Source organism: Arsenicibacter rosenii, from assembly GCF_001870735.1.
Taxonomy (GTDB): domain Bacteria; phylum Bacteroidota; class Bacteroidia; order Cytophagales; family Spirosomataceae; genus Arsenicibacter; species Arsenicibacter rosenii.
In genome coordinates this window covers 69,732-94,904 of the sequence record NZ_MORL01000007.1, presented here as the reverse complement: position 1 = coordinate 94,904, position 25,173 = coordinate 69,732, and the positions used below count along the sequence as shown (strand labels likewise).

13 protein-coding genes are annotated in these 25,173 nt (G+C 54.2%); 5 read left to right on the top strand and 8 right to left on the bottom strand.

Features of this window, described 5'->3' with window-relative positions; all coding sequences use genetic code 11:
- Positions 1-15: 15 nt before the first annotated feature.
- From BLX24_RS14835 to BLX24_RS14825, 3 genes are all read right to left on the bottom strand, one after another.
- Complete coding sequence (locus BLX24_RS14835) at positions 16-456, bottom strand: nuclear transport factor 2 family protein (RefSeq protein WP_071503941.1); 441 nt, start codon at positions 454-456, stop codon at positions 16-18.
- Positions 457-474: 18 nt separating this feature from the next.
- Positions 475-3,330, bottom strand: a complete 2,856-nt coding sequence (locus tag BLX24_RS14830) for an exo-beta-1,4-galactosidase (protein ID WP_083421997.1) — start codon at positions 3,328-3,330, stop codon at positions 475-477.
- 238 nt (positions 3,331-3,568) lie between these two features.
- Positions 3,569-4,921 carry a Gfo/Idh/MocA family oxidoreductase gene (locus tag BLX24_RS14825; protein ID WP_071503939.1) on the bottom strand — a complete coding sequence of 451 codons (1,353 nt, stop codon included), beginning with the start codon at positions 4,919-4,921 and terminating at the stop codon, positions 3,569-3,571.
- Between the two features lie 944 nt (positions 4,922-5,865).
- Here BLX24_RS14825 and BLX24_RS14820 point away from each other — a divergent pair.
- Positions 5,866-6,672 carry an RpnC/YadD family protein gene (locus BLX24_RS14820; protein WP_071503938.1) on the top strand — a complete coding sequence of 269 codons (807 nt, stop codon included), beginning with the start codon at positions 5,866-5,868 and terminating at the stop codon, positions 6,670-6,672.
- A gap of 862 nt (positions 6,673-7,534) precedes the next feature.
- Here the strand turns inward: BLX24_RS14820 and BLX24_RS14810 are convergent.
- From BLX24_RS14810 to rhaM, 5 genes are all read right to left on the bottom strand, one after another.
- Positions 7,535-11,161 (bottom strand): DUF4450 domain-containing protein, encoded by a 3,627-nt coding sequence (locus BLX24_RS14810; protein WP_071504137.1) that lies wholly within the window; start codon positions 11,159-11,161, stop codon positions 7,535-7,537.
- A gap of 208 nt (positions 11,162-11,369) precedes the next feature.
- The gene (locus BLX24_RS14805) at positions 11,370-12,869 is read right to left on the bottom strand and encodes a RagB/SusD family nutrient uptake outer membrane protein (protein WP_071503936.1); all 1,500 of its coding nucleotides are present in this window, start codon (positions 12,867-12,869) and stop codon (positions 11,370-11,372) included.
- A 123-nt stretch (positions 12,870-12,992) separates the two neighbouring features.
- Positions 12,993-16,175 carry a SusC/RagA family TonB-linked outer membrane protein gene (locus tag BLX24_RS14800; RefSeq protein WP_071503935.1) on the bottom strand — a complete coding sequence of 1,061 codons (3,183 nt, stop codon included), beginning with the start codon at positions 16,173-16,175 and terminating at the stop codon, positions 12,993-12,995.
- A gap of 273 nt (positions 16,176-16,448) precedes the next feature.
- Complete coding sequence (locus BLX24_RS14795; RefSeq protein WP_229201811.1) at positions 16,449-17,348, bottom strand: N-acetylmuramoyl-L-alanine amidase family protein; 900 nt, start codon at positions 17,346-17,348, stop codon at positions 16,449-16,451.
- 121 nt (positions 17,349-17,469) lie between these two features.
- Positions 17,470-17,784: an L-rhamnose mutarotase gene (gene rhaM, locus BLX24_RS14790; protein ID WP_071504135.1), complete on the bottom strand. Its 315-nt coding sequence runs from the start codon at positions 17,782-17,784 to the stop codon at positions 17,470-17,472.
- A gap of 279 nt (positions 17,785-18,063) precedes the next feature.
- On the opposite strand from rhaM, the gene BLX24_RS14785 reads away from it, so the two are divergent.
- The 4 genes from BLX24_RS14785 to BLX24_RS14770 all read left to right on the top strand — a co-directional run bounded on the left by BLX24_RS14785 (position 18,064) and on the right by BLX24_RS14770 (position 25,028).
- Positions 18,064-18,651 (top strand): RNA polymerase sigma factor, encoded by a 588-nt coding sequence (locus tag BLX24_RS14785; protein ID WP_071503934.1) that lies wholly within the window; start codon positions 18,064-18,066, stop codon positions 18,649-18,651.
- 68 nt (positions 18,652-18,719) lie between these two features.
- Positions 18,720-19,853: a FecR family protein gene (locus tag BLX24_RS14780; RefSeq protein WP_071503933.1), complete on the top strand. Its 1,134-nt coding sequence runs from the start codon at positions 18,720-18,722 to the stop codon at positions 19,851-19,853.
- Positions 19,854-20,109: 256 nt separating this feature from the next.
- Positions 20,110-23,394, top strand: a complete 3,285-nt coding sequence (locus tag BLX24_RS14775) for a TonB-dependent receptor (RefSeq protein ID WP_229201810.1) — start codon at positions 20,110-20,112, stop codon at positions 23,392-23,394.
- Between the two features lie 14 nt (positions 23,395-23,408).
- Complete coding sequence (locus BLX24_RS14770) at positions 23,409-25,028, top strand: RagB/SusD family nutrient uptake outer membrane protein (RefSeq protein ID WP_071503931.1); 1,620 nt, start codon at positions 23,409-23,411, stop codon at positions 25,026-25,028.
- Positions 25,029-25,173: the final 145 nt, after the last annotated feature.

Genomic DNA, 25,173 nt, shown 5'->3' with positions numbered 1-25,173 from the left:
CTATGTGGTAAACCATTACTGAATTTTAACGGCTTGCCGGGCGAAGAGCTTCCAGGTACCTTTCTGCTTTACCCACACTGTCAGAATCGAGATTTTAGCAGTTCCCGGTACGCCTTTGTCGTTAGTTTCGCCGTATAGCTTGTGCCGTACCCAGGCCGTATTACCCGACACCGTAACGGTCTGATCGGTCAGTTCGATGGTTTTGAAATCGGATGTACCGCTGACAAACGCCTCCACAAATTCCTTTTTGTCTTCGACGCGGCCGTTGGAGTGGCCATAGCTCAGTTCCTCGGCCGCTACCGATTCCAGCGTGGCGCGGTCGCCGTTCAGCATGCCTTGCCGCAGTTTTTCAACGGCCTGTTCAACATCTTTTTTGTCATCGCCCTTTGTGGCGGCATTAGCAGTACAAACAACGGCGATCAGCGCAATCGCCAGCAACATTTTCAGTGTTTTCATGTGTTTTTTCAGTTTATTTTACATCCGGCTTTTCTTCAGTTCATCAGGACTATCGGCCGTAAATGCCTTGAAGGTATCGCGGGACGGGCTGTTGAACAAAGCGCGGATTGTTGTTAAATCTACCGATGTTTCCGGGGCAAAAGCGGCGGTCTGCATATACGCCCGCAGGCTCCGGAACAACTGACGGGCAACGATCCGGTGGTCGGGGTCGCTCAGCAGGTCGGCACTGCACAACATCAGTTTCCCCGCCCCTACCTTTGTTTCCAGAATCATGCCCAGCCGCCGGTTCAGAAACCAGGTATCGATGGGCTGTACAATCGGCCGGAACGAGGCCGGAAAATCTTCGAGGTTCATCACCTGTGCCTTATGTACAATCTCCCACCATTGCAGGTTACTGTGCGGGTCGGTCGGGAACTGCCCAAATGCCGGATGTGCGGGATTCACCACGAAGCCGAGCGTGTGCGGCGGCCGCATCTTAAACCACGATGTATTCCAGAATACCGGCAGAAAGTGCTGCACCACCTCCTTGCCTTTTTCAATTTTCCCGGCCGCCTGCAGGAACACCTTCCCCCCGTTTTTCAGAACAGTCTCCGCTTTTTCGTCCAGGGTTGTCGTCACATAAATATCATCTTCGGCTAAGGCCGGCAGGGTTGCCGGATAGACCCACACCTCCCAGCTGTTGGCAACCGCCGTGCCCGGCATGGACACTTCCAGGGTGAGCTTTGTGGCCTGCTGTATAGCAGCCAGCGGTACACTGACCGTCCCGACCGGCTGATTCGTGCCGATGGAAAACGACTGTGGCGCAAAGGCCCCGCGTGCCACCACCTTTCCGGCCGGACCGGTCAGTGTCCAAATAAGCCGTGCATTGGTCAGCGGAGACCTCCCGAAATGGGCCAGTTCTACCGCTGCCTCCATCGTCTCATCCGACCGGTATACGAACTTCGGCAGTCGTGCCAGCGGCACCGTTTCGCTACAAAACTTCCTGAACGCCTTCGCGTTGACATAGCCTTTTTCGTCCCAGAACGCGTCCAGCAAACCGACCAGCGCCGTTCCCTGCCCCGAGTAGTCATTCAGCGACAGCAACTGAAACCCCGCGCCGCCGGGCGTCCGGAGCGACCACTCAATTTCCTGCTTGTAGCACAGTACCTGCAACTTACCGGAAGCCATCAGAAACTGATCGCCCTGGTCGCCCATGCCCCGGTCGGTCAGGTCTTCCTGAAACAGCTCCATGTTGCGGGCGCGGTACACGCCGGTGTATTTTTTGATTTCCTTGAAATTCGGCGTTGCGCACCACTGCCCCATTTCGTGCGTCAGGTAGGGCACCGTAAAGCCTTCGAGCTTTGAGCGGTAATCGCCGGTACTCTCCGGTAGTTTGTCGTAGGGCAGGTTGCGGGGCCCCGACTTAACCATAAATTCGTTTTCGGGCACCAGCGGCCAGCTCATCCCGACCGACGCCCCGGTGTATTTCCGGCGCGGGTCTTTGGCCATCCAGTAGGTACAGAAAGCCCCCAGCCACTTCGCCTGGTTGCGGCCCGCGGGTTCGTTGCCATAGGCCAGCAGACAGTACGAGGCATAGTTGCCATACGATCGGGCCATGCGGTCGGTTTCGTCGTAGAGGTACTTGTCAACGGGTTTGCCATCGCCCAGCGACGTGCCGTGGTTGCACCAGCTCGGCCCTTCGGGTTGCAGGTAAAACCCGACCTTATCGGCAGCGATAAAGGCTGCTTCGGGCGGACAGTACGAGTGGAAGCGCATGTGGTTCAAGCCGTATTGTCTGGCAATCCGGAAAATACGCTCCCAGGCCGGTACATCCATGGCGGCATAGCCCGTCAGCGGAAAATCACAGTTTTCGACCGTCCCGCGCAGGTAAACCGGCCGGCCGTTGACGGTAAACCGCGTCCCCTGAATGCCGACTTCCCGCATCCCGAACTGTACTGCCCGCCGGTGCTCCTGCTGACCCGACCGGACACTAACCTGTAGCTGGTAAAGCGCCGGATCAAACTCGTCCCATGTCAGCAGGCCGTCGCCCATCGGATAGACAATGTCCAGGATTGCGGAGGTACCATTCAGCGTAAACGACTGCAAAACCGGCGGGACGACATGCTTTTTCGCCGTGTTGAACGCCGACGCTGCTATCCGGAGGGTACCGGCCGCATTGGGGGTCAGGCTATTGATTGTCACCTTCACCCGCGCAAGTTTTTGCATCAGATCAGGATACACCTGCACATCGTCTACCCGGACAGGCGGCATGGCCTGTAATTCCATACGGCCCACAATGCCGTTCCAGTTGCCCTGCGTATGGTCGGTCAGGCTGTGCGAGTCCTTGCCGACATTAATGTCCTTGATCCGGTTATCGATCCGGATGGTCAGCGTGTGTTTACCGGGCGGTAGCTTACCGGTGAGGTCAAACACATGGGGAGCCACCAGACTATTCTGCATCCCGATTTCGGCATCGTCGATCCAGACGCGGGTTTCCGTATGCGGTCGTTCCAGAAACAGTTCAATGTGCTGATTTGCCCAGTTGGCGGGAATAGTCACGTCTTTCTGGTACCAGGCAGCGCCGACATATTCCTTCACCGGCGTCAGCCAGAACGGGAATTTCAGGTTTCCCGGCTGCCGGTACTTCGCCATGCGCGGGTTGAAGTACCACGAACTGTCGTAGATGCTGCCCGTCCACTTGGTTTGGAGCGTAATGTCGCTGCCCTTGCCGTTTTCGGCCATAGAGCCCGGCAGTTTAATGGTTTCGGGCAGTTTACCGGCAAACCACCGGTCAGCCACACCCTTATCCGCCGCATCGGTCCGGAACCGCCACTGCCCTTTCAGATCAATGGCGGACGATGCCCATGCCGCGTTACCGGACACGACCAGCCACATTACCAGTAGAGACGCAATATATTGCGTCTCAAACCACCCCAATAACGTTCTGAACCTGAATAAAGGAGACGCAAGATGTTGCGTTTCTACCTGCCTAAATAACGTTCTGAACCTGAACAAACGAGACGCAAGATATTGCGTCTCTACCTGCCTAAATAACGTTCTGAACCTGAATAAAGGAGACGCAAGATGTTGCGTCTCTACGGTTGGCGCCATACAATTTCCGTTATCCCCCACGTTACGATTTGACAGCCAGCGGTTTCAGTCCCGTCAGGTCTTCGATCCGGACGGGTTGACCGGTCTGGATGCTTTTGCGGGCACCGATGCCGACCAGAATCGCCATGGCTCCGTCGCGGCTGCCGGCGGCCTGCCGGAAGGTGTCTTTCGCCCCGGGATTCCGGAAGATTTTGTCCCGCAGCCGGGCATCGCCACCACCGTGGCCTTCGGCCTGCGGTACTTTAATGTACTCGACCTCGCCAAAGTTTTTCGACAGCATCAGCTCGTCATACGGCTCAATGGTCATTTTGCCCGACTCTTTAATCCACGCCTCTAAACGGCCTTTTGTGCCGTTGAATGCAATCCGGTAGCCCTCATACGGCGAGTACGTTGTCAGTGAGTAGCTGACATTCACCCCGTTGGCATAATGAATCGTGGCCGCCATTTTGTCGAAAATATTGATATCTTCCTTAAAGACACAGCCGTCGCGGTGGTAGCCGTCGTATTTTTCGTTATCGACATACAGCGCTGTCAACCGCTTATCTTTGGTAATATCCCAGTAGTAGTTACAGTCTGATTTGTGCGGGCAGGCGCGGCAGTTTGTGCTGCGGAACGGCCCGTTTTTGCCGTAGTTTTCCAGTGCACCCTGCGCATAGACCGACTCCGGTTCCGACTCCAGCCACCAGTTCAGCAGATCGAAGTGGTGACTCGCCTTGTGTACCCACAGCGATCCGCTGTTTTCGCGCAGCCGGTGCCAGCGCCGGAAATAGTCGGCCCCGTGGCGGGTATCCAGATACCAGTGAAAATCGACCGACGTAATCTTGCCGATGGCCCCTTCGCGCAGCAGTTCGTAGATTTTCTGGCGGTGCGGCGAGTAGCGGTAGTTGAAGGTTACGGTCACTTTTTTGCCCGTCCGCTTTTCCGCATCCAGAATCGCCCGGCACTTGGTTTCGTCGGTGGTCATGGGCTTTTCGGTGATGATGTCGGCCCCCATTTCCATACCCTTGATGATAAATTCGTCGTGGGTCGCGTCTACGGTGGTTACGATGAGCAGGTCCGGTTTGGTTTCCTGCATCATTTTCTCAAAGTCGGTATAGGTCGCACAGGACACGCCCAGCATTTTTTTGGCCGTTTCGGCGCGGCCGATGTTTTTGTCGCACAGGCCGACAAACTCAATGATATCCGCAAACTCCCTGACGACCGGCGTACCCCACATACTCGTGCCGCGGTGGCCGGTACCGACCATAGCCACTTTACGTTTGGCCATCGGCGCGGCCAGGGTTGTCAGAGGAGATGCCGCCACCAGACCGGCGGTTGCCAGAGAAGACTGACGCAGAAAGTCGCGTCGTGACAGGGTATTCAGATTTGTTTCCATGGAAGGTAAGGAGCCGTATAAGCGATCCCGGGTAAATGGTATTAACCGGATGTCAAATTTGATTTTATCTTTCAGCCAAACTTTCCCGCACCCTCCTGTCTCGCGGCAAATTGCACCGGTTGTGCTTATTCAGGCAGGTGTCCGTCTAATGGTTTTGTGTATGCTTCTTCCGTGGGCGTTAAGCATAGTTTGTAGCCTAAGAATCTGCCCTGACATATGGCTAAATATATGTTGTTTCTTTCTTTAATCACTGTTAACTTTTGACAAAAACGATGAGGAACGTAGTAGCAGCTTGCCTCTTGTGCGTAGTGTCGTACCTGGATAGTGGGTATTTATTCTATACTACAACGTTGAAATCACACACGTTAAATGAGCAACGTGCAACATACCTGCGTGTTTATCCGGCTTTTTTACAAAATCCGTCCGCTTTACATATTGGCTTCTTGCTATGTAGCATTCTTTCAATCATCCTGTCATATCCATTCCGAAATGATCCTTATTACCAGGCAATCAGCTGGCTGGTTATTATTTTCAATGGATTGATGATTTCCTGGAGATTGTTCATTATGATGTAAATTTCGCTTGTTAGGCGTAGTGTGCACTACGCCTAACGAGGGGCCTGAGTAAACATTTGTCTTGCACCCTGTCCGATGAGTTCTGTTTCAGGTATTTTCTGGCGAGGGTTATTGCAAAGCGTCAAGGCATTCATTAAGATTGCATCATAAGTAAGCAACGGTTGGGTGCGAGTCCATAAAATGCTTGCGGGGTAGCTTTCGGGCGATAACATAAACGACCCGACAAGGTAAACTATTCGGGAGTTGGCTGGGTTGCTGTCGACAAGCCAACTGCCCCGAAAATCAGGCCTTGGGGTCTCCATTTCTGAGCTTCGTTCGACAGGCTAATCGCCCCAGTGCGGTTTTGTCGATTTCGGGTAATTTTGACTCATGGGTAAACAAGTCAGTCAGTACGACAAAATATTCAAAGAAAATATTGAGGCTGTCATTCCGAGTTTGATGCAAAATATCCTCGGTATTACAGCAGTCGAGTCAGAAGAATTGCCGGACGACATTCAACACACCAAAGAGCGTAAGCCTGATGCGCTAAAGAAAATCAAGGATATCCAGGGTAGTACATTTGTTCTGCATCTTGAATTTCAGTTGGTTGACGAACCAGAAATGGTGTATCGCATGGCTGACTATCACATCATGCTGGCTCGAAAATACAAAATACCCATCCGTCAGTACGTATTGTTTCTGGGGGCTGGCATCCCCAAAATGGACACCCGATATGAAAGCGAGTTAATGAGGTATGAGTTTCCGCTGATTGCTTTTACTTACCTTGACTATCACACATTTCTCAAATCGGAACAGCCTGAAGAAGTGATTTTAGCAGTACTGGCAGATTTCAAGGGGGACAGCCCGGAAACGGTTCTACATCAAATCATTCGGTGGGTTGAAGAAACGACCAAAGGGGATTTAGCGTTAAAAAGATATTTCAGCCAGTTGCGTGTGTTAGCGCAGTTGCGTAATTTAGGACAAACACTCAGAGACCTCGCTATGGATAGCATCACTAAATTTGTAAGTGTCGAGAAGGACGCAGCTTACATGATGGCCCAAGAAAAAGAGCAGACGAAGTTTGTCAGCTATTTGTTGAATGAGACAAGCCATTCCGTTGAGCAGGTTGCCGCAATAGCAGGCGTATCAGCCGGGTTTGTTAAAAGTGTTCAGCAAAAACTTTCCAAAGATAAATAGCCCATGTTGTGGCTTAATATGCCACCTTTCCCGGCGACAGGCCGTACGTCCCGAAGTCAAATTTTGACAGCCCAACCGTCCATGTGTGTACATGTCTCCCTACGCTACGCCATCATCACATGGTAGCGTTGGGTGCAGGCTAAAAGCAGTGCTTCAGATTCCGGGTTGCGGTTGACAAGTTTAAGGCCGCAGAAGGCAGCTTTAGGCCTCCTGTTCCGGGTTGCGGTCGGCAAGTCAACCGCTCGGACAGGCATGGTTTGAAAAGCAAAGCGGATGCTCCGACAAAACAAGCATTCCGGCAGTCAGGATTGATATAAAATTTATATACTATGAACACGAACCAAAAAGCCTGGTTATCCAACCTCTTCGTCGTTCTACGCATCGCCTTTGGCCTTTTTCTTTTAGCTATGACGATACTGGCTGATTCGGCTTGGGTACGGTTGCTTTGCCTGTCTTCAGCCGTGCTGCTGATTCACAGGGCTTATTCCGTCATAGTCCGCTCTAAGCAGAACGAGTTGGAGTAGAAGCGGATTAATTACCTCGTTGTGGGGTTACGGTGGAATTAGCTGCATTTACTATGGAGTAAAAAATATTATAGCTCTTCAACGGAAAAGTGAAGTCAAATAGAAAGCGGTTGTTATGAGTTGTTGTTCGCTCTGCGCGGGGCAGATCCCCGTCGACAAGACTCGCGTCCCGTCGGAGGGTTTTCAGCTAGCACGTTTAAAACGCTAAAGCTACCCCGTGTTCATGACTATGCAGAACGAAACCAGACATTAATAGATACTGACCTTCTTCGAACAGGATACCGGTTAGAGACCGGCTTTCACACGGACGTAGCAGATCTTCTGCACTCCCCCCACCCCTACTCCCGCACCAGCGTCACCGCCAGCAGCCCGATAATTACGTCGTTGGCGATGGCCCGTACCCGCAGTTGTTTTAAGGTCTTGCCCGGCTGAAGCGGCAGGTCCAGCACGGTGGCCGCCCCGCCGTCGATGGCGCGGTTCGTGAATCCCTTGATGCTGGTATAGTCTGTCTCCCCGCGTACGATCCTGCCGGTTTTCAGATGCACCCGGTACGGCACCGGCTGCGCCAGCCGGAAGGCATAGCCATCGGCATAATAATCCTGCTCAACCGGCCACCAGGTATCGGGGTTGCGCAACGCTAACCGGTCACGGGTGCCGTCGGTGTACTCCACCAAAACCTCTCCGTTGTCGAGCTGACTCTGCATCGGGTTGGAGGTGCCCGCCATCAGCAGGTAAGCGTGTGCGGCACGGCCGGTCAACGGTACACTGGCTTCGTGCGGGTAATTATCCCACTGCGAGACGAACAGCGTGTTCGGCTGCGTGCCAACGCCCGGCGTCCGGAACGGGATACCGCCCGGCAGGTAGATCTCCTCTTTTGCACCGGCGAGCTGCCGCAGACCGGCGTCATCAATAACCGCGTCGGTGTTCGGGTAGCACCAATTGCCGATGCCCTGCTCCGGTAGCTGCAACGTGGGCGAATCAGGGCGGGGCGACAGGTACTTATTGCGGAAAAGGTTGGTAATCCGGTCATTGAACAGCCCGGTCATCGGGACGGGTTCCGTGCGTTTGGGCGATGTGGTGGCCGTCCAGTTCATCAACTGACCGGTTGCCGACTGACCACCCTGCCAACGCAGTGCCAGGACATTACTCCCCAACACAACCTGACCGGCGGGCACCGTAATCTCGCCGGACGTACTCCCCGCAGCCACCGAAACCGGCACACTGTAGGTTGAATTTACCCGCAGGGTTCCCCGAACCGGTGTCTGCGTATGGTTCACGATCCGGAAGCGCAGTTCGGGGCTTTCTGCCGTCGTCGTGCGTTCAAACGATATCGGGTCGGTTACGGTAATGTGCAGCGGCTCCCACCACGTAAATGCCCCCTGACGCAACTGAACAAACATCGTCCGGTGGCCTTTTTCGCCCGTAACGACCCCCTGAAGCTGGTGCGTATTCTTCGCTAACCGTGTCAGTACCTGCTGCGGGTCAGCCACCTGCACGACCGTCGCTTTATTGAACTGCGCCGATAACGCCGCGCCAATCGCCTGTTCCGGCAGGGTCGGTGCGGCTTCCAGCGCGGCCCCCGACCAGACAAGGTCTACCTCATACTGTGCTGCGGCTTCAGCCTCTATCGCCACCACCGGATTACCAACCGAAGCCGGTAAAACCGACCAGGAAACAGGCTTCCCGTTGACGGTCACCTGCGCGAGTTGTTCCGTATGCGCTTTTACCTGAAGCCGGAGCGCCATCGGCTGACCAAAGGTTGGCTTGATCACGTAGCGTTCGGTGGTCTGCCCGCCCCTGCGTTCGCGGGTGAACGAAAACTGCACGTCGGGAATCGTCAGCTGAGCCGTATCCCAGGCATCAGGCAGGCCCGGCCGGATGGTCAGCGTATGGCTCAGGGCATCGGGCACAATCCCGAACAGGCCCTCCACCACCGACCGCGCCGCCATGCCCACCGGATCGGCAAAGTCGCGGTAGAGCTCGCCCCGGTTGGCATCGTAAAACGACAGCTGCTGAAAATTGCCCGGACTGGCGCCCACATACATGCTCTCGACCAGGGCACTTTTCCAGAGACGGAAGGCTTCGTTCGTACGCCCGCCCTGCCAGTAGGCCAGGCTGGTGTGCATCAGTTCGGCCAGCACCACATTATTCAGCGACCAGTCATACGGCATCCAGTTGGTGGTTGACAAGGTATACAGGCTGGTGTCGGCCAGGCCCGCCGCCCGGATCGGGATGTGCGGTATTTCATGGTCGACATACCGGAGAGTCTGGTAGGCCCGCATCAGATCGGGCACGTCGGAGTCAATGGCGTGGTAAACGGTCCAGAGTCCGGCCGCCGGATGCAGCAGTTGTTTGCCCAACAAATCCTTGTATTCGGCATACCAGCCTTTGCGGGGTAACCAAAGCTGGCTGTTTACCGCCCGTAAAATCTTATCGGCTTCCTGCCGGTATGGTTCCGGATTCTCGCCGATGAGCGACGCCAGCCGCGCGGCCATGCGGTTGGCACGGTAGTTATAGGCCGACGAATGGGTCACCCCGCCCCCGCTGTACTGCAAGGCATCGCTGGCCCAGATACAGCAATACGCATCGTAAAGGCCGTCGTTATTGGCGTCGAAATTGCGTTTTTCCCAGGCAAGGTGGCGGGTCAGCACCGGCCAGATTTCACGGACAAAGGCCAGATCGCCCGTCCAGTTGATGTGCCAGAGGAGTTCGTCGATGTAGACGAGGTTCATGTCATAGTGGTGCGGCCGGAAATCACCGTTGGGGTTCCGGCAGATGTAGCCGCTGCTGAACACGGTATTCCCCAGCTTTTCCTGCTGCCGGGCGAAATGCAGCAGGGTGTCCGGCACATTCGGGCCCGTCAGCGGTTCGGTAAGCTGCGACTTGGCATAGGCCCGGAAGTGGGTCCGCGACCGGTCGTGCCAGCCCAGCGGATCACCGGCATAGGGTCCCCGCCAGCCATTCAGCCGCATGCGCCAGGCCACAGCCCCATGCATATACGTGGGGGTTTCCCAGATGGCATCGGCCGCCACGCTCAGGGCACCACCCAACGTATTGATCCATGGGTCCGGCGTCCGGATAATGACCCGGTTAGCCAGGGCTTTCCGTGCCTGTTCGGCTTGTAGGGCCAGCACCGGCAGTTCGGCGGCGGTCAGTGTCTGACGCGCACCAGGCACCTGAATACCGGCAAATACCGGCATACCGGTCGCTAACTCCACCGACCCGACTACCACCGGCGCACTGGCAGCTTCCGAACTCAGCAGCTCAGCCGGAGAGGCTTGTTTATCGGCGTCACCGGTTTTCTGCGTGGTACCGGCGGGGAACGTCCCAATCAGTTTTCGCCGTTGAGTAGCCGCGCCGAAATGAAGCGTAAAGCCGGACGCGTTCAGGTCAATCTGGTTGGCCGCACAGTTTTCGGGTTTCAGGTAAAAGCTCGATTCCGGGTCGGCACCGATATCACCGTCGCGGTTCAGCTTTTTACCCGTCGCACCGCCAAAGGCATACACCAGCGATACCCCTTCGGGCAACGTTCCGGTAGCACGTGCCTCGACCAACAACCCCTCGGCATCGCTCATGGCCCATACCGTCAGGTGCAGCGTGGCTTTACCTAACAAGGCGTCTGTTATTTCGTAAAGCATCGACCCCGGCCGGTAGCGGGCAGTGACCCTGTCGGCCTCAATCAGCCACTTACTTTTCCCGTTTACCACAATCCCAAGCCGCATCGTACCGCCGACGCCCGGCAGGTAGAGCGCAAACTCCGGCAAATCGCCTGCTTCGGCGCGGAAGGCGGTATTAGTCCCGTACAACGCCCTGTTGAAGCGTCGCTTTCCGTTGACCGTCACAAAATCGTCGCCGTCGGGGCGGTAATGCAGGGTACGCGGCTGGTTGTGCCAGCCCGGCGGCATCTGGGCAAACAGCGCTGTATGCAGGCAAAAGCCGGTAAGCAGCAAAACGAGTTTTCTCATAATAAACAAAACTTCCCGAAAGCAAAGGCAATCGGGAAGTCGGTTTACAAACAAATAATCAGCAAACTATTTTAGTAATGGATAATGTGTAATGAGCAATGGATAATGGCTTACGCTACCCCCCCCTCATTTCACATGAGTAATCAGTCAGGTCCATCCCATTATCCATTTTACATTATTCATTTTACATTATTCATTATCTATTTTCCTAATAACCGGCGTTCTGGACGTACAGACCTTGTTTTACGTCCAGCTCGGTTTGCGGAACCGGATACAGGATGTAGTTTTTCTGGAACGGCTGCATTACTTTCTGCACGTCTTCAGCCGTAATCCATGCCGGTATCACGGTATCTACTACCCCAAAACGTACGAGGTCATGCCAGCGCGAGCCTTCCGCCGCAAATTCGAGCCGACGCTCTTTCAGCAACTGTGTCAACGTAACGTTGGTCGTGGCAGCCAGCCCGGCGCGTGTGCGGAGTTGGTTCACGATGGCGTCTACATCGGCCTGCGTACCCGACGCCCCGCGCAGGATACATTCGGCTTTCAACATCAGCATATCGGCATATCGGAACACAATAAAGTTGATCGGCCAGTCAACGCGGTTGGTCGGCACCTTGGTCAGGTCAACGTATTTCTTGAAAAACGAGCGCGTTTCGGCCACCCCGTTGTAGACATAGCCCGACTGGATGGTAAATGCCTTGCGCGTGTCTTTGGCATCATAGGCGTTCAGCAGATCGGTCGATACCGGCCGGATCGTCAGACCACCCTGCACCGCTTTTCCCTGCGACTGAAACCAGGTATCCGGCACCAGTACCCACGGGAACGTACCACCCACCACCGGGCTCAGACCGGTCTGGTACTGAATATCAAAAATCACTTCGGCACTATTCTCGTTGGTATACGAGAATACGCTGGTATAGCTTGATTGCAGGGAAAATTTACCGCTGGCAATGATTTCGTTCAGCAGGGTCAGTGCATTGCCCCACTCGTTGGCACCTACGCCCGGTCCTTCGATGTCGTAAGTTTTACCCGAGCGCGTCATATATACCAGTGCCAGGGCTGCCTTTGCGGCAAATTTGGTGGGCCGGCCTTTGTCGGCCGCTGCATAGGTTTCGGGCAGGTTAGTATTGGCAAACTGTAAGTCAGAAATGATCAGTTTGTACACGTCTTCGACCGGACTGCGCGGAATCGACAGTACCTCGTTGGCCGTAGCCGGTTTGTCGATTACCGGCACCTTGCCAAACCAGCGCACCAGGTCAAAGTAAAAGAATGCCCGCAGGAACTTCGCTTCGGCTTCGAGGCGCGTTTTCAGGCTCTGGTCGGTAATCACCTTGCCGTTTTTCGCCAGCTGATCGAGCAGGACGTTGGCACGGTATACGCCGTTGTAGTTGGCACTCCAGGCGTCTGACACGTATGGGTTCGACGCAATCGTTTTGTGGAAGCTGTTGATACCCTCCCAGTCACGGACACCGCCATCCGAGACGGCATAGAGGTTATCCGAACGGGTTTCGGAGAGGTTCAGCTGCCGGTCCGGGTAACCCCGCAGGTCGTTGTAGATTGCGTTTGAGGCTTGCAGGAAGTCATTGGTCTGCGTGTAGAACGTAGCCGTTGTCGCCTGCGAAATAGGAATCTGCGTCAGATCGCTGGTACACGAAGCCAGCACCAGGGTCGTTAAAGCAGGGAGTATATAGGATTTGAATGATTTCATGTTTGTCAAAGTAAACGTTGATAATGTAAAATGGGCAATGGATAATGAACAATGTGGCTGCTTTCGCGGGGCCGGTCAGTCTTTATCCTTCATTGTACATTTTTCATTATACATTATTCATTATTAAAACGTTACGTTCAGACCAAATACCAGTGAACGGGGCAGTGGCAGCCCGCCGTAATCACCCGGCTCCGGATAGGATGAGCTGCCTGACAGGTCGGTGTTCGACGCTTCAGGGTTGAAACCACCTTTGTATTTGTCAAAGCCGAAGAAGTTTTCTGCCGTCACATAAATCCGTGCGCCCTGAACGAATTTCGTTTTCATCAGGCTACCCAGGTCATAACCCAGGGTAATGTTCCGTACCCGTACGTAGTCCGACGAGTACAGCCAGTCGGTATTTTTAATCCGTCCGAAGGTTGAATACGCCTTACCGACAACCCCGGCGCCCGGATCTGACGGCGAACGCCAGCGATCCCGGTAGAAGCCCAGAGCGTTGTCGGTGAAGCCCTGACCCGTACGGCCCAGTGCCCGGCCCAGCAGGGAGTAAATCGAGCCGCCGTTCTGGCCCTGTACCAGCACCGTCAGGTCAAAGCCTTTATAACGCAGGGTGTTTGTGATGCCCCACATGTATTTCGGCGTCGGCCGGCCCACAATCACACGGTCGTTGGCATCAATCACGCCATCGCCGTTGGCATCAAAATATTTCGGATCACCTACTGTTTCTGACCCATAGAGAGCCGCCTTGTTATCGATGTCCTGCTGGCTCAGAATACCAATCTGCTTCACCACATAGATGCTGTACAGCGGCTGGCCTATTTTCAGGATGGAGTGCGAAATGTCAAACGACGACGGAATCAGGATCTGATCCTGCCCACCGGCCAAGGCGACAACCTTATTGGCGTTGTGGCTGAAATTTAGCGACGTATTCCATTTCAGCGCACCGGTTGTGTTCCGTGTGTTCAGTTCAATCTCCCAACCCGTATTCCGGACACTGCCTGCGTTGCTCAGGTAAGAGGCAAAGCCGGTGGCCCCCGGAAGCGGCACGTTCAGCAGCAGGTTTGTATTCAGTTTGTTGTACACATCAAACGCAGCCGAAATACGGTTATTCAGGACCGATACATCGAAACCAACGTCGAATGTCCGTGAGTTTTCCCAGCCCAGGTCAGGGTTGGTTACCCCTGCCGGCGCCTGACCAACCGCTGCTACGCCGTTGAAGGTGTAGTTGTAGGTGCCCAGCGTCGGGATGGTACTGTAATCACCGATGTTGTAGTTCCCCGACGTACCCCAGCTGGCCCGCAGTTTCAGGTCGTTCACGACCGGAATGGCTTTCATAAAGGCCTCTTCCGATACACGCCAGCCTACCGATGCCGACGGGAATACGCCCCAGCGCGTGTTGGCTCCGAAGCGCGACGAACCATCGCGGCGGATACTGGCCGACAACAGATACTTGCTGGCGTAGCTGTATTGTACCCGGCCGAAGTACGAAATCAGGACGTTACGGGCCTCTGACGTGTTACCGGTTACCCCGTTGGCGGCGTTCAGCGTTGTAATGGCGTTGCTGCTGTAGCCGCCGTTTGAACTCAGCGAGGCTGATTCGATTTTATCCGAATTGTAGGAAAGACCGGCCAGTAAGGTCACATCGTGTTTTTCGGCAAACACTTTGCCGTATGTCAGCGTGTTTTCATTGACAAATGTGCGCTTCCGGTACGTACTGAATGAGCCCGAAGTCAGCGTCGTCAGCTGGGCCAGCCGGGTCTGGTACGAACCCGCTACGCTGTACGGGGTGTATGACTTCGACGCGTTGTCGGTGTTGTCCAGGTTAATGGTTGTCCGGAAGTTCAGCCCCGGGATGATCTGATAATCCGCGTAGGTCGATGTCAGCGTACGGAACCGTTTGGTTTCACCGATGGTGTTCTGCAACTTGCCGATCGGGCTGTTCGGCGACACACTCCAGCGATACTGGCCGTTATTACCCACGTTCGGGTAGACCCCCATCGTATCTTCCTGTACCGGTGTAAAACTCACCATCTGGTGCAGAATATTGTCCTTGCCTTCTACGCCCGGATCGTTGTTGACCGAATAAGTCGGGGCAATGTTCAGACCCAGTTTCAGTTTTTTGCTGGCATTGACTTCCACGTTGGCCCGTGCCGAATAAGCGGTATAGTCGGTGTTGATCACCATACCTTCCTGACGAACGTAGTTTCCTGAGACGTAATATTTCACAAACTCGTTGCCGCCACTGGCCGACAGCTGATGGTTCTGGGTCAGGCCTTTGCGGAACGCTTCGTCCTGCCAGTCGAGGTAACGCAGACCAGGGTGGCCCGGCTGTGCCCAACGGTCGTCGGTCATGTAGGTCGTATTTACCTGCCCGACCGGCAGGCCCAGAATGACGCGGCGCTGTTCGTTGGTTTGCGAGGCCGTCCGGTTGGGAGCCGAGGCCACCCACTGGGCATTGATCATTTCCGTGGCGCGGTCGACCCACTCATCGGCGCTCAGCATGTCCAGTTTACGGCTACGCTCCATGTACCCCGTAAAGGTATTCAGCGTTACTTTCGGCCGGCCCGACTGACCACGTTTTGTTGTAATCAATACAACCCCGTTGGCTGCCCGCGACCCATAAATCGCTGCCGCCGCCGCATCTTTCAGGACCTGAATGGATTCGATGTCGTTCGGGTTGATATTGTCCAGCGGGTTACCGGTGGCAAAGTTACCCGAACCGTTGGGGCGGGCCGTGGCCAGCGGGAAACCATCGATGACATACAACGGCTCATTACCGGCCGTGATCGAGCCCGTACCCCGCACCTGAATACTGAAGCCTTTACCCAGCGCACCGCTTGTCTGTTTTACCTGCACACCGGCCATCTGGCCCACCAGCGCCTGATCGACGCGGAGAATCGGCCGCTGGTCAATGGTTTTGGCATTAAACGATGCTACTGCTCCCGTGACATCGGCTTTCTTGGCTGTACCGTACCCGATCACCACCACTTCGCTCAGGGATTTGGTATCCGGCTCCAGCTTACTATTAATCACCGACTGGTTTTTTACCGGAATCTCCTGCGTCACATAGCCAATAAATGAGAAGGTCAGAACGGCATTCCCGGCGTTGTTCAGCTTCAGGGTATAGGCCCCTTTAGCATCCGTAACAGCACCCGTACTTGACCCTTTCTGCACAACATTCACGCCCGGAAGCGGTTCGCCGTTTTCGGATGTTGTAACGACACCCGTTACCACCTGAGCCATCGCCATACTGCCGAGCAGTAGCAGCGCGCCCAGGGCGAACGAACATACATAGAACAATTTCCTCATAGTATATCAAAGGTTTGAAACTGATAGTATTTACCAAATAGTACTTTAGTAGCTACAAATTTGACTTAATCGGGCACATCTACCCTCCCGTACTTACCTGTTATGATTTTTTTTTGAATAAGTAAGCCATTGCCAGGACGGATGTATTGTATCATTTGTATACAATTTCCGGATGAGCTGCCAGTCCCAAAAACACGAAGCCGGGCGGTCTGTCCCTGTTCAGGAGACAGACCGCCCGGCTTCGGACCGGTTTACTGATAACACCGCTACTGGCTACTGCCGCATATAATCGGCCTGAATGCCTTCGTAAATCCAGTTTGCCAGCGCCTGACGGTTATCGGCAATCAGGAATCTGCGCTGGTCTTTGGTATTCTGGATATTACCTAATTCAATGAATACGGTTGGCGGGTGGCTGTTTTTGACCACATACAAGCTGCTACGTTCGGAAACGCTGCCCAGATACGAGCGGTTGGGCTGACAGCGGCGGTAACAATTCCCGAAACGCTGCTGCAGGGTGGTGGCCAGCCGTTTACCGGCGACGCTATCCTGATGATGATAAAAAAACACGTCGATCATTTCCCGCTCGCTCCGGCTATCCACATGGATGGCCAGCAGCCGCTGGTAGGCACCCTTATGTTTTTTATGTAGCCTGTTGACCGCGTCTGTCCCTTGCTTCAGCCGCGCCGTCTGGTTCAGCGGAATCGCCAGATTTGGGTACGCAACCTCATCATGGTCGAGTTTCAGGATTTTTTCGTCCCGGATTCCATCGTTTTTGTCCTGTACTGTCATGTATACCTGTGCTCCGTGCTCCACCAATACTCTGGCCAGGCGAATAGTTACGTCATAGGCATATTCATCTTCAGCCAGCTTATGCGCCCCGTACTGGCCAATGGCCCCGGGGTCAGGACCACCATGCCCGGGCGCGAGGTAAAACACGGCACCGCTCAGTTTCCGGTCTTTCACAACAACCCGTGCGTACTTTTCACCCAGCAATGGCATATGCACCACACTGGTGGCGGCTGTCACTTTTTTACTGTCAAGCCGTTTGGTTGCGGTGGCACGGGCGGTCATCGGGGCCACCGTTGCCTTTTTGGCCGACAGTTCTTTTTTGGGCTTGCTCATGACCGGCTGCATGGTTCCGGCTGCCAAAGCCCATAGCAATGTGTGAAGCACGATTTTCTGCCCTCTCCTCATTCCGTTACACATCGCTTTTCCGGGTAGTACGCACGTATTCATTATTCAGTTAACGACTTTTAAGACAAATAGATTGAGTCAGATTTATCGAATGAACCGGTTAGTCCATATGAAATACCCGTTCGAGCGGGGTCACCACCGGCGAGTTGTCAGGATTGGTATCCATCAGATCGGCCATATAGGCCCACCAGCGCTTCATGATATCGAGCGCGGGCAGTGTATCCGTAGTGTGTCCTTCTGTCCGCTTCTGAACGGCAAACAACCGGCCGGTAGCGCGGTCCAGAAAAATTGAATAATCACGGACACCGGCTTCGGTCAGCAACGCCGACAATTCGGGCCAGATTTCATCATGCCGTCGTTTATATTCGGCGTCAACACCAGGCTTCAGTTGCATGGTAAAGGCAATTTCTTCCATCATATTCAGGGTTGGGGTAAACTGTTTTGGATGATCTTCAGCAAATTGGGGGCCAAACTTAGGAAACTCTCTTTATTTTTTAAAGCATCGCTTACTTAGCGTATACCAGGTCTTGATTCCGGTTACGGTAGCCGTTGCTCAGGGAATGGATATTACACCCTGGGTTCTCTATCGTATCAATATGGCAATTAGTAGTTTTGATTGGACTAACCAAAACCGTTTTTTTGTGTTAAATTTGTCTGATAGTGGCTCAATGCCCGGTATTATTTTTTGGCTGACTTGTCTACATATCAAAACGAATCTGTCCTCTGGAATGCGTTCCGGCAAGGAGATATAGAAGCCTTTGAGCAAATTTACCGGACGCACTCGACGGCACTGCTTAGCTATGGAAAACGCCTGTCCACCGATCACGATCTGGTGAAAGACGCCATCCAGGACATATTCATCGAAATCTGGAAACGCCGGGAAAACCTCCGCGACCTGCACACGATCAAATTTTACCTGTTCCGCGTACTTCGGAACCGGTTGACTAATTTGCAGCAAAAAGCCCTGACAGTCAGCACCGAAGATGCTCCTATTGATGAAGAACTGCTGCTGACACCGTCCATTGAACTGATTCTGACCGAAGAAGAAACCCTGACCGACCAGCAACACCGGTTGCAGCGCGCGATTGAGGCGTTGCCTAACCGCCAGCGCGAAGCCATCATGCTGGCGTTCTTCCATAACTTCAGCAACGACGAAATTGCCCGCATCATGGGCATCAATCATCAGTCAGTGATTAATAATCTGAACCGCGCCTTTGCCTCGCTGCGGGTTTCGCTGACCGATTTCTCCCTGGTTCTCTGCCTGCTTTTAAACTATTTTTAATTTTTTTTAAAATCCATGAGTTGTTCGGGCCAATGCCGCTCTATTGTCTGTAGAACGGTGCCTGACGCATGAAAGAAAAAAATTACCGACGGGAGGATTTTGTTGCCGATTCCTATTTCCGGCAATGGGTCATAAGCCCCGACGACGCCTCTTCAACATACTGGCAGCTCTTTCTGGACCAGCATCCCGAACAGCGGGAAACGGTCCGGCAGGCGACTGATCTCGTGCATAAATTAAGCGAGGTTACAACGCGGCTGGCAGGTCCGGCAAACCGGAGCGAAGAGGATGCGATCTGGCAGGCTATTCAGCGGGAAATTGTACAGAACCAGGAAGCCCCTCTTACCCATGAACCGGTAATTCGGCCGGTATGGAGCCGTTTCGGCCGGGTGGCGGCGGCATCCGTTGCTGTTGTTGCCGGCCTGAGCTGGTGGCTGCTCTACCCGACCACGGCACCGCTTCAGAAAACACGGACTCACCAATCTGCTACGTCAAGACCACTGCAACTTGTCGAAAAAATAAACACCACCCAACAGCCTGTCTTTGTGGTTCTGACCGATGGCAGTTCTGTTATCCTGCAAAAAAACAGCCGCCTGCGATACGACAAAACGTTATCAGGCAATCGCCGGGAGATTACCCTCGAAGGCGAAGCATATTTCGACGTAGCCAAAGACCCACATAAACCCTTTATCGTCTATGCCAACGATCTCGTAACAAAGGTATTAGGCACCAGCTTTAACGTTCGCGCCTATGCCGGCGCCAAAGATGTTGTGGTTACCGTCCGGTCGGGCCGGGTAGCGGTTTTCCCACAGGCAGACATTACACGTGCACCCGAACAACTTACTTCTGATAAATTGACCGGAATGGTCCTGTCACCAAACGAGCAGGCTGTATTTAACCGTACAGACGCCCGTTTGGTGCAGACCAGGCCGAACGAAACGGCAGACGCCCGGGCGCTTGCGTTTCAGCCTGTCAGTTTTGATTATCAGGCTGTGCCGGTTCGGGAAGTATTTAAAGACATTGAAAAATCGTATGGATTACCGGTTGTTTTTTCTAATCAGGCAGTCGGCAACTGCCGCCTGACCGCTGACTTACGGGAAGGAACGCTGGCGCAAAAACTCGACATCATCTGTGCTAGTGTCGAGGCAAACTGGGATATACAGGCTACGCAAATCGTTGTATCAGGAAGAGGCTGCCACCCTTGATCCTGATTTCCTGTAGTCATGTTACCAAAATTCCTGAATTATTAACTAATACTATACGTTTACGATGGCTTAACCGCGTTATCAATAAAAAAGGAGTCAGCAATGCACCACCATCACTGACTCCCGAAGATCCCCAGGTCCCGTATAGAACATCCGAAAAACGGATGGCGGGGAAGATTTTGCCTAACCAAAAAACAAAACCCGATTCAAAGTTATGAAAAGACACCTATTCTCCAAGAATATTGGATGGACTGTCATGAAGTTAACTTTACTACAAGTAATATTAGCAGCATTATTTACGAATGTTTCTCTGGCACTCGATGGGCGGGCGCAGGGAGCATTGGATCGTCGGATTACACTTCAGATCGCTAATAAACGGATAAGCGAGGTGCTTGGCCGGCTGGAAAAAGCAGCCGACGTTAAGTTCTCCTATAGCCCTGATCTGATCCAGGCAAACCGGCAGGTTTCCCTGCGGGCTTCTAATGAGAGCCTGGCCAGCGTATTGACCGAACTCCTTGAGCCGCTGTCGATCCGTTACGAAATGATCGGCAACCGGATCGTCCTGAGCCGTGGTTCACTGGTCTTTCGGGGCAATCCCTCTGCCCTCAAACTGCCGAATATCCCGTTATCGACGGCGATGCCTCCTCTGACCGTTCGCGGCCGGGTACTCGACGAAACCAATAAGCCGGTACCAAGCGCTACGGTCGTGCTGAAAGGTACGTCAACCGTCGGTACGGTAACCGATGTGGAAGGCCGCTTCAGCCTGAACGTGCCGGAAGGAAATTCGGTCCTGGTAATTTCGTCAATCGGCTTCAAGTCGCAGGAAGTGCCGGTAAACAACCGCCTGACCATCGACGTCATTCTGGAATCAGATGTCCGTTCGCTGAATGAGGTAGTCGTGGTTGGTTACGGTACGCAACGCCGCGCCGAGGTAACCTCAGCCGTTACGTCGGTGAAGGTGGAAGACTTCAACCAGGGGGGTACACGGAACGCACTTGACCTGATCCAGGGTAAAGTAGCAGGTCTGCAGATTACCCGTACGCAGGGCAACAACCCGAACTCAGGTGTGGCCATCCAGCTGCGGGGTATCGTTTCGATCAACGGTGACCGCTCACCGCTGGTCGTTATCGACGGTATTCCGGGCGGTAACCTGGACCTGCTGCAACAGGACGATATCGAATCGTTCGACGTCCTGAAAGACGGTTCGGCTGCTGCCATCTACGGTACACGGGCCAACGCCGGCGTTATCCTGATTACGACGAAAAAAGGCAAGGCCGGTCCTGCCCGCTTCGACTACTCGACCTATGCCCAGCGCGAAGTAGTCGCCAAACGCCCACGCTACCTGACAGCCGAAGAATGGCGGAACTACCGCAATGACCCGACCAACGTAAAGGCCGGTCAGATGCAGGACCTGGGTGCGTCAACGGATTTCTACGATCTGCTGCTCGACAAGCAGAACATCAGCCAATATCATAACCTGGCCATGTCGGGCGGTAGCAGCAACAGCAACTACCGGGCATCGATGTATTACAACGAAGCCAACCCGATTACGATCCAGAACTGGCGCCGTCAGTACGGTGGCCGTCTGAGCTTCAACCAGCGCGGCCTGAACGACCGGTTAACGGCCCAGGTGAACCTGGCGACAAACTTCAACCGTGCCAACCTGCTGGGTGGTTCAAGCGGCGACTTTGAAAACGCGCTGGGCCGGAACCCGACACAGCCGGTGTTTGATACCAACGGTAAATACTACGAAGAAGGCTCGACCACGAACCCGCTCGGCCGCCTGAATCAGGAGAAAAACCGCCGCGACCAGCAGACAACATCGGCTGACGTACGGTTTACGCTGGAACCAATCGACGGACTGAAAGCCTCGGTATTCGGCGCCCTGATGCGGGATTCGCAGAATGACAACGAATACCGCCGGACGGATTCGCGTTTCTCACAAATCGGTACGCTGAACGGTACGCCGGTAAACGGTACAGGCTACGGCCGTAAGCGGAATTACCTGTCGAACAACTACACGTTTGAGTCGACACTGGAGTACAGCCATCGTTTCAAGGAAGATCACTCGATCCGCGCTCTGGCTGGTTACAGCTACCAGTACGGTGTGGCCGAGTCGTTCGAAGCAGCCAACTCGGGCTTCCTGAACAACGCGTTTGAAGAAAATAACCTCGGTGCCGGTAACTTTATCCAGCTGGGTAAATCGTCGCTGGCCAGCGGCAAGGAAGACAATAAACTGATCGCCTTCTTCGGCCGGATCAACTACGATTACAAAGACAAATACCTGTTGCAGTTTATCCTGCGTCGCGAAGGTTCGTCACGTTTCGGTGCCAACAACAAGTTCGGTAACTTCCCGGCGGTATCGGCGGGCTGGAACATCACCAACGAGCCGTTCATGAACCAGTATACGTTCATCAACAACCTGAAACTCCGGGCCGGTTTCGGCGTAACGGGTAACCAGGGGATTCCGAACTACCAGTCGCTGGTACGGCTGGGTACGGGTAACCTCTACCTGAACGACGATGGTGTATGGCGTCAGACGTATGGCCCGAACAACAACCCGAACCCGAACCTGCGCTGGGAACGGAAAAACGAAGTAAACGTCGGTCTGGACTTTGGTCTGTTCAACAACCGTCTGTCGGGTGCCATTGAGGTGTACAAACGCCGGACAACCGACCTGCTCGGTAACTTCAACACGCAGCTGCCGCCGTATATCCAGTCGACGCTGTTTACGAACGTAGGTACGGTTGACAACAACGGTATCGAAGTAACCCTGAGCGGCAACATCATGAAGAAAGGTGATTTCCGCTGGGATATGGACCTGATGGGAAGCTGGCAGAAAAACAAGCTGGTTGCCTTCTCTGACGACGTGTTCAAAGTTACGTTCCTGACCTTCGGTGATATCGGTGGTTTCGGTGCCCTCGGGCCGGCCATCCGTACGATTGAAGGCGGTCCGCTGGGCAGCTTCTACGGGAAGCGTTTCGCCGGTTTCACACCGGAAGGCAAGTGGTTGTTCTACAAGGCTACGGGTGAGGCGGTAACAGCCGACAAAATCGTCCCGAACGACGACTTCTCATACATCGGCAACGGTATTCCGAAATACTACCTGTCGTGGACAAACAACCTGAAGTACAAGAACTTTGACCTGACCGTTTTCTTCCGCGGCAAGTTTAAGTTCGACATCCTGAACCTGCAGCAGGCGTTCTCGGGTAACAAAGTGTATCTGCCAAACAACGTGTTGCTGGACGCCATTACGCGCAACAACCAGATCAACGACGTATTGCAGTACTCTGACTATTACCTGGAACGCGGCGACTTCGTGAAGCTGGATAACCTGACTCTGGGCTACAACTTTAAGTTCAAGACGCCGTTTGTCCGCAATCTCCGTCTGTATGCAACAGGACGCAATCTGCTTACGATCACCGGCTACCGGGGCTTAGACCCTGAAGTAGACGATACAGGGCTGGCCCCTGGTATCGACGGCCGCGGCTTCTACCCGCGCACGCGCTCATTCACCGTTGGTCTTAATGTCGGATTTTAATCAGAACCTACCCTATGAATCGCATAACAAAAGGACTTTTGATGACCGGACTGGTTGGCGTGATGTCTGGCATGAATGCCTGTACAAACCTCGACGAAACGCTGTATAGCCAGATCAGTGCCGATAACTTTTATAATAACCGTCAGGAAATTCTGTCGGCCGTACTGCGGCCTTATACCCACGCCAATGCCTGGATGGCCCCGACCGGCCAGCGCAGCTTCTGGCGCCTGAACGAATTCTCGGCCGATCAGCTGGCATGGCCGCAAAAAGGCCGTCACGGCTACGACGACGCGCAGTGGATCCGTCTGCACGGCCACAGCTGGGTATATACTGAAAGCAACATCTGGGACCCATGGCGGCTGATTTTTACCGGTATCGGTTTTTGTAACAACACCATCGGCGATTTCGACAAGATCAACTTCCAGGCGGCCGGTGTTTCTAACCAAGAGCGCGATGCCTTCCTGGCGGAGCTGAAAGTGTTCCGGGCCTACCACTACATGAAGCTCATGGACCTCTACGGCAACATCCCGCTCGTGACAACGGTGGGAACGCCCCTGAGTCCGCCGACGGTGCCGCGTGCTGAGATCTTTGCCTTCGTCGAAAAAGAGCTGAAGGAAAACGTTGACAAACTGCCGAACCTGAGCAAGGCCATGATCGGCCGGATTACCAAGGCGGCCGGTTATTCGATGCTGTCGGAACTGTACCTGAACGCACAGGTGTGGTCAGGTACGGCGCGCTGGGATGAGTGTATCGCGGCTTGTGACAAAATCATGAAAGGCGAAACCGGCGGTCTGAACGGCACTCCGGCGCTGGACAGTGACCTGCTCGCTACGTACAGCAACACCAACGACAACTCAAAAGAAATCCTGTTCCAGCTGGTGTATGACTACCAGCTTACGCCGACACGCTGCGGCTGGAGCGGCGACTTCTACCACTTTGCCCAGCGGTTCATCTACGACGGTGACGCCAACGGCAACAATGGGGTGGTGGTTATCCCGAGTGCCTACGATGCGTTTAAGGACAATGACCTCCGGAAATCGACCTGGATGCTGATCGGTCCGCAGGTGTATGCCGCCAACCCGTCGCAGCCGGTGCTGGCAACGGAAGAATACAAAGGCAAGCAGCTGGTATTCGTGAAGGAAATCCGTCGTGCGTCGGAAGGGGGCACCCGTTCGACGATGATCGACGGGGAGGAAAACAGCGGCGCGCGCTTTAATAAGTACCGCCCCGGCCGTCAGTCGGAAGCGAAGTACTGGAGCAACGACTGGGCGCTGTACCGGTTGACCGACATCTATTTCAACAAGGCGGAAGCGCTGATGCGTAAAAACAACGGAACGGCCACCGCCGAAGCCGTTCAGCTGATCAATGACACCCGCAAACGGGCGTTCAGCGCGGCTGATTTCGCCAAGGAAGCCTATACAACCACTACCCTGACGATGCCGGAACTGCTGGCAGAGCGTGGTCGTGAGTTTATCTTCGAAGGCAAGCGCCGGACCGACATGATCCGTTTCGGAGCGTTCCATACGTATTCATGGTGGGATCACCAGCCAAGCAACGAATCGAAGAACCTGTTCCCGATTCCGCAGCTCCAGATGGCGGCAAACCCGAACCTGAAACAAAACCCCGGCTACTAATCCAGCCTAACCCTTAACAGCCCCGGCCTGAGGAGGGCGCTCCGGCAAACTCCTCAGGCCCGACGGGGCAAACGCAGTTGAGATTGTGTGGTTTGTGATTGAGTGATCCGGCCCGCGCTCAGGGTATTCTGTCTTTACTCACCGT